This window comes from Frigoribacterium sp. Leaf44 (genome assembly GCF_001421865.1).
Lineage (GTDB): Bacteria > Actinomycetota > Actinomycetes > Actinomycetales > Microbacteriaceae > Frigoribacterium.
The window spans coordinates 589,067-590,462 of record NZ_LMLG01000006.1 but is presented as its reverse complement, the minus strand read 5'-3'; the positions used below and the strand labels follow the sequence as shown (position 1 = coordinate 590,462).

General features: G+C 74.7%; 2 protein-coding genes. Both read right to left on the bottom strand.

Annotated elements, in window-relative coordinates; translation table 11 throughout:
- Window positions 1-109: 109 nt before the first annotated feature.
- Window positions 110-643 (bottom strand): tRNA (adenosine(37)-N6)-threonylcarbamoyltransferase complex ATPase subunit type 1 TsaE, encoded by a 534-nt coding sequence (tsaE, locus tag ASE87_RS11365; RefSeq protein WP_304437695.1) that lies wholly within the window; start codon window positions 641-643, stop codon window positions 110-112.
- A partial coding sequence (gene alr, locus ASE87_RS11360) for an alanine racemase (RefSeq protein ID WP_162235879.1) occupies window positions 640-1,396 on the bottom strand: 757 nt, incomplete at its 5' end. The genes tsaE and alr, both read right to left, overlap by 4 nt.

Sequence of the window (1,396 nt, the reverse complement as noted above, 5' to 3'; positions counted from 1 at the left end):
CCCCCCGACGGGGGCACCCCGGCGGTCGCACACGACGGATCACCCGCTCTCACCCGCCGACCGCCCGGTGGGGAGATCGGTGACGAGCCGTCCGCGGCGCACGGCCGGGTCAGCGGGCGGGCAACTCGACGCCCGCCCAGCGGGGGCCGTGCGGGGTGATCGTCACCCCGCGGGGCTCGTCGGCTTGGTCGGGCTCGTCGGGATCGCCCGGCGGGGTGACCTCCTCGGCACCCGACGATCGGGCACCCGTCGGTCGCTCGATCACGACGTCGAGCCACGAGTCGGACACCCCGTCGAGCAGTCCCGCGCCCCACTCGACGACCACGATCGAGCCCTCGAAGTCGAGGTCCAGGTCGTCGAGCTCGGCCTCGCCCGACAGCCGGTACGCGTCGACGTGCACCAAGGGCGTGCCCGACGCGGTCGGGTGCGTGCGCGCCAGCACGAACGTCGGGCTCGCCACCTGCCCGCGGACCTCGAGCCCCTCGCCCAGGCCGCGCGTGAAGGTCGTCTTGCCGGCACCGAGCGGTCCGGTGAGGACCAGCAGGTCACCCGCTCGCAGCAGGCCGGACACCCGACGCCCCAGCGCCTCCATGGCGTCCGCGTCGACGACGGCGAGCTCGACGGGACCGCCCGGGGTGGTCACGGGCGGCCGCCCACGTAGACGCGCGGCACCCGGGCGCCGACGCGGCAGGCGACCTCTTCGGGGATCGTGTCGGTGGCGTCGGCCCACTCGCCGATGGTCATCTCGCCCCGGTCACCCGGCCCGAACAGCACGACCTCGTCACCGACCGCGACCGGGTCGTCGCCCATGTCGACCAGGAACTGGTCCATGGCGACCCGGCCCACGATCGGCCGGGGGGCACCGTTCACGACGACGTGCACGGCGCCCTGCGCCCGGCGGCTGACGCCGTCGGCGTAGCCCAGGGGCACGAGGGCGAGCGTCGTGTCCGACGGAGCACGGAACGTGTAGTCGTACGAGACCCCGGTGCCCGCGGCGACGCGCTTGACCTTGACGACGGACGCGCTCAGCGTGAGCACCGGCCGCAGCCCGCGGTCGGCGGCGGTCACGCCCTCGGTCACGGGGATGCCCAGGCCGTTCGACCCCATGCGCACCATGTCGAACCGCCGCTCGGGGTGCTCGAGGGCGGCCGAGCTCGACGACATGTGCCGCTTCTCGACGGTGGCACCGAACGCCTCGGCGTCGGCCACGGCCTTCTCGAACACCCGGGCCGCGGCCTGGTCGTCGGCCTCGCTCGTCTCGCTGACGTGCGAGAAGATGCCACGCAGGCGGACCACGCCCTCGTCGCGCAACTCGACGGCGCGGGCGACGAAGGCCGGCCAGTCCGAGGGCAGGCAGCCCTCGCGGTGCAGCCCGGTGTCGATGGTCAGGTGGAGG